Annotated in this window: 5 protein-coding genes; 3 read left to right on the plus strand and 2 right to left on the minus strand. The window is 46.7% G+C overall.

Going from position 1 to position 4,514, the window contains the following annotated elements; all coding sequences use genetic code 11:
* Together V7L97_RS11475 and V7L97_RS11480 are read left to right on the plus strand one after the other, a co-directional pair.
* The coding region (locus V7L97_RS11475; RefSeq protein WP_333656102.1) for a SagB/ThcOx family dehydrogenase at window positions 1-329 on the plus strand (329 nt) is incomplete at its 5' end.
* 10 nt (window positions 330-339) lie between these two features.
* Entirely contained in the window at window positions 340-681 is a 342-nt protein-coding gene (locus V7L97_RS11480; protein ID WP_333656103.1) for a hypothetical protein, read from the plus strand.
* 15 nt (window positions 682-696) lie between these two features.
* Here the strand turns inward: V7L97_RS11480 and V7L97_RS11485 are convergent, their stop codons facing one another.
* Entirely contained in the window at window positions 697-2,229 is a 1,533-nt protein-coding gene (locus V7L97_RS11485) for a YifB family Mg chelatase-like AAA ATPase (protein WP_333656104.1), read from the minus strand.
* On the minus strand, window positions 2,189-3,112 hold the full coding sequence (locus V7L97_RS11490) for a TIGR01212 family radical SAM protein (RefSeq protein ID WP_333656105.1): 924 nt from the start codon (window positions 3,110-3,112) through the stop codon (window positions 2,189-2,191). Before V7L97_RS11490 ends, V7L97_RS11485 begins: the two co-directional genes overlap by 41 nt.
* An 85-nt stretch (window positions 3,113-3,197) precedes the next feature.
* On the opposite strand from V7L97_RS11490, the gene V7L97_RS11495 reads away from it, so the two are divergent.
* The coding region (locus V7L97_RS11495) for a class II fructose-bisphosphate aldolase (protein WP_333656107.1) at window positions 3,198-4,514 on the plus strand (1,317 nt) is incomplete at its 3' end.

Raw genomic sequence — 4,514 nt, forward strand, 5'->3', positions numbered from 1 at the left:
ATAAGCATGAACTTGTGAAGGTTAAACATGGAGATGTGAAAAACGAGTTGACCCTTGCTGCCTTAGGCCAGTACTGGATTAGAAAGGGCGCTGCTGTTATTGTACTGTCTGCTGTTTATGAACGGACAACAAAAAAGTATGGAGAAAGGGGCAACAGATATGTTCACATGGAAGCTGGCCATGCAGCGCAGAATATCTATTTACAGGCACAATCCTTAAATCTCGAAACAGTTGTCATGGGAGCCTTCTGGGACGAGGCAGTAAGAAAGGTCATGAACATGCCTGATGAAGAACATCCCCTGTGCATAATGCCTGTGGGTAGGAAATGAAGAAGACACCATGTCTGATAATTTGTCATTAAGAAAAGAACTCAAGGAAAAATTCACCGGGGAATTTACACCTTCGGAAAAGCTATTCTTTCTGAGAAAGGCCAAAGAGGCCATTGACATCAGGTGCTACCAGGCCGGCGAAGACCTGTTTCATTACTGTTATTTCCTTACACTGAAGGAACGTCTTAGGGGCATCAGTCCTCAAGATGACGGATACCTGAGGCTCCTTCTCGTGGAGACAAAACGGAATATAGAAGAGGAGATAAAGTTGTACGAGGAGAGGTTTGAATTAACGAAACAGCCTGTCCCTGATAAGACAGGCAGCAGATTCATAGAATTTTTGTCTGAGTAAATACTGTGATGAGATTTAAACCTGTCCTCTGTCCAGCGTCCTGTACTGTATTGCCTCCGAGACATGGTGGCTGTGGATGTCATCAGAGCCATCCAGATCAGCAATTGTCCTTGATACCTTCAATATCCTCGAATAAGCGCGGGCACTTAAGGCAAGCCTCTGCATGGCTGCATCAAGAAGGCTGTGAGCGTCCTCTGTAAGCCTGCAGTATTTCTTGATATGACGCGTCTTCATCTGTCCATTGGCAAATATCTTATCGTCTTTAAACCTTTTCAACTGCCTTTCCCTTGCCTCTGTGACCCGATGTCTTATGACCTCTGATCTTTCCCCGGCATAGTCGTTAGAGAGTTCTTTATAAGGCACAGCAGGGACGTCTATGTGAATGTCGATGCGGTCAAGCAAAGGCCCTGAAACCCTTGATCTGTACCTGCTTATCATCCTCGGGGTGCATGTGCATTGATGCCTCGGGTCTCCAAAATATCCGCAGGGGCATGGGTTCATTGCCGCAACGAGAACGAATTGCGCAGGATATGTTACGCTGGCCAGAGCCCTCGATACTGTAACGAAACCGTTTTCAAGAGGCTGTCTTAGTACCTCTAAAACATTTCTTTTGAACTCCGGAAGTTCATCCAGAAATAAAATTCCGTGATGTGCGAGGGATACCTCGCCAGGACGGGGTGTTTGTCCGCCGCCTACAAGTGCAATATCAGAGACTGTATGATGTGGCGTTCTGAAAGGCCTCGTTGCAAGAAGGGACTGGCCGTTTTTCAAAAGCCCTGAAACGCTGTGGATCTTTGTTGTTTCGAGGGCCTCATCGAATGTCATTGGAGGAAGGATGGAGGGTATTCGTTTTGCAAGCATTGTCTTGCCGCTTCCTGGAGGGCCTATCATCAGTATATTGTGCGAGCCTGCTGCTGCAACCTCCAAGGCCCTTTTTGCATGCTCCTGCCCCTTGACATCGGAGAAATCATCTTCGTATAAGGAACTCTCTGTCATCGCAGTATTTAGGTCAATGACGAATGGCTCCCTCTTTGATATTCCTCCCAAAAACTCGATAACCTCTGGAAGCCCATCCATGCCGAATATTTCTATTCCGCTTACCACTGCTGCCTCTGCTGCGTTCTCCTTTGGAAGGATAACGCCTTTCAGTCCGAGCCGTTTTGCCTCGATTGCTACGGGCAACACCCCCCTTATGGGTTTTATCTTTCCGTCGAGGGAAAGCTCTCCTACAAGGATATAATTATTGAGGGGATTTGTCGGTATCACTTCCTCTGCTGCTATTATTCCTACTGCAATTGGAAGGTCAAAGGACGACCCCTCCTTTTTCAAATCAGCAGGTGCAAGATTGACAGTAATCTGTTTTAAGGGGAAATTGAAGCCTATGTTTTTCAGGGCAGCCTTTATCCTGTCCCTGCTCTCCTTGACAGCAGCATCTGGAAGGCCGACCATCGAGAAGTGGGGAAGACCTTTGGATGTAATGTCTACTTCGACCTCGACTAAATGTGCATCAATGCCGTAAACACACGCACTTAGAACCCTGGACAGCATCTCTTTTTATAAACCTCTCCGTTATGTCATGGATGATTTGTTGCCTTGTCCTTCCCCATTGGGGCGCTATGAGGATCTCATTAGGGGCGGTTGCGAAGAGCCTCTGGAGAACTATATCGGGCGAAAGACGCTCGATAAAATCCACGAGGAAATCGAGATACTCCTCGTATTCAAATGTATGAAAAGTCTCTTTCATGTATTGCTCTGCAAGAACTGTATCTTTGACAATCTGCAATTGGTGTATCTTCAGGAATTCCACGGGAAGGCCCGAAATCTCATCAGCCATTGCGAGCATCTCATCGGCCGTCTCTGTCGGAAATCCAGCGATGATATGGGCGCCGATATGGATGCCGCGGTCTTTAGTCATATTCACGGCATCAAGGAATGCTTGATAATCATGCCCCCTGAGGATGTAGCTGAGGGATTTGTCGTATATGGATTGCAATCCATATTCTACAAGGATGAAATAGTCCCTTGCGAGGGTTTCGAGCAATTCGATCTTTTCTTCGTCCACGCAGTCAGGCCTCGTGCCTATGGCAAGGCCTATTACTGAGGGCGCAGATAATGCCTCGCTGTAAAGCAGCTCCAACTCCGATACCGATGCATATGTGTTTGTGTAAGGCTGAAAATACACGAGGAATTTTCCGGCCTTATATCTTCCCGAAAGATACCCTATCCCGTTTCTTATCTGCTCTTTGATGGAAAGCTCGGGCTTGCATCTGAAAGGCCTGAAGCTGTCGTTGTTGCAGTATATGCAGCCTGTCACTCCGAGTGTACCGTCCCTGTTTGGACAGGTGAAGCCTGCATCCACATTCACCTTGTAGACTACCGTACCGAACCGCTTTTTCAGATATGGGCCGAATGCATTATATCTTCGGGTCATGTTTTAATTATTGATTTTTGTCAACCTTAATGTCAAATAATACGAGATTTGGTATAATTATTCAAAAATTTCCGAGGAGGGTCTTATGTCTATACAAGGGCTGAAAAATATCATCGAGATCAAAGACGGTTCCGTTTATGTAAAAGACAAAAACGCTGTTAGAAACCTCATGGACAGCCTTATTTATGATGCGGTTTTTGAATCGGACGACGAAAAAAGAAAGGCAAAATTCGTACTTGTTAAGGAAGTCGCAAAGGCATGCGGTGCTGTGCCTGCATCCATTCAGGGGCTCTATGAAGAGATGGGAAGGAGTTATCCGGGGTTCACAGTGCCTGCCATGAACATCAGGGGACTCACATATGATACTGCAAGGGCAGTATTCAGAAAGGCATTGGATATGAAGGTCGGGGCATTTATCTTTGAAATCGCAAGGTCAGAGATAGGATACACAAAGCAGAGGCCCATAGAATATGCAACAGTCGTCCTTGCCGCAGCGGTAAGGGAAGGCTTTGAAGGTCCTGTGTTTATACAGGGAGACCATTTTCAGCTCGTAAGGAAGAATTACCTGAGCGGCCCGGAGCCAGAGACCGATTATGTCAAAGGGCTGATCAAAGAGGCCATCGAAGCTGAATTCTATAACATAGACATTGACACATCCACGATCGTTGACTTAGACAGGCCAACAACAAAGGAGCAGCAGAGGCCTAATTTCGAAAAGACCGCGGAGCTATCAGAGCATGTCAGGCAATTACAGCCATCAGGAGTCGATATTTCAATAGGCGGTGAAATCGGCGAGATAGGCGGAAAGAACAGCAACCCGGATGAATTAAGGGCGTATCTCGACGGATTCAAAGAGACCTTTAAAGGCATAAAAGGCCTGAGCAAACTCAGTGTCCAGACAGGAACGAGCCATGGCGGAGTCGTCCTTCCCGACGGGAGTCTTGCAAAGGTAAAGATAGACTTCGAGACATTAAGGCAACTATCAGACCTCGCGAGAAAAGAGTACGGGCTTTCGGGCTGTGTTCAACATGGGGCATCAACACTTCCTGAAGAGGCATTCAATATGTTTCCTGAGACAGGGACTTCGGAGGTTCATCTTGCGACAGGATTCCAGAACATCATCTATGACAGCAAACATCTCCCTGCAGATTTTAAGGCAGAGATTTATGAGTATCTGAAACAGGAGTGCGCAAAGGAGAGGAAGGAAGGGCAGACAGACGAGCAGTTCTTCTACAGCGTGAGGAAGAAGGGCTTCGGTCCGATGAAGAAAAAGTGGTGGGATTTGCCAGCAAGCGTAAAAGAGCCGATAATGAAAGAGCTTGAGGCAAAGTTTGCATTGCTGTTTGAAAAGCTGAAGGTCACGAATACAACGGATATTGTGAAAAGGACAGTGAAGCCTGTG

Source organism: Dissulfurispira sp., assembly GCF_036745535.1.
Classification (GTDB): Bacteria; Nitrospirota; Thermodesulfovibrionia; order Thermodesulfovibrionales; family Dissulfurispiraceae; genus Dissulfurispira.

Bases quoted from the DNA above. Each gene is read 5' to 3' on its own strand.
- V7L97_RS11480 (WP_333656103.1), top strand. From the start codon at position 340: ATGTCTGATAATTTGTCATTAAGAAAAGAACTCAAGGAAAAATTCACC.
- V7L97_RS11485 (WP_333656104.1), bottom strand. From the start codon at position 2,229: ATGCTGTCCAGGGTTCTAAGTGCGTGTGTTTACGGCATTGATGCACAT.
- V7L97_RS11490 (WP_333656105.1), bottom strand. From the start codon at position 3,112: ATGACCCGAAGATATAATGCATTCGGCCCATATCTGAAAAAGCGGTTC.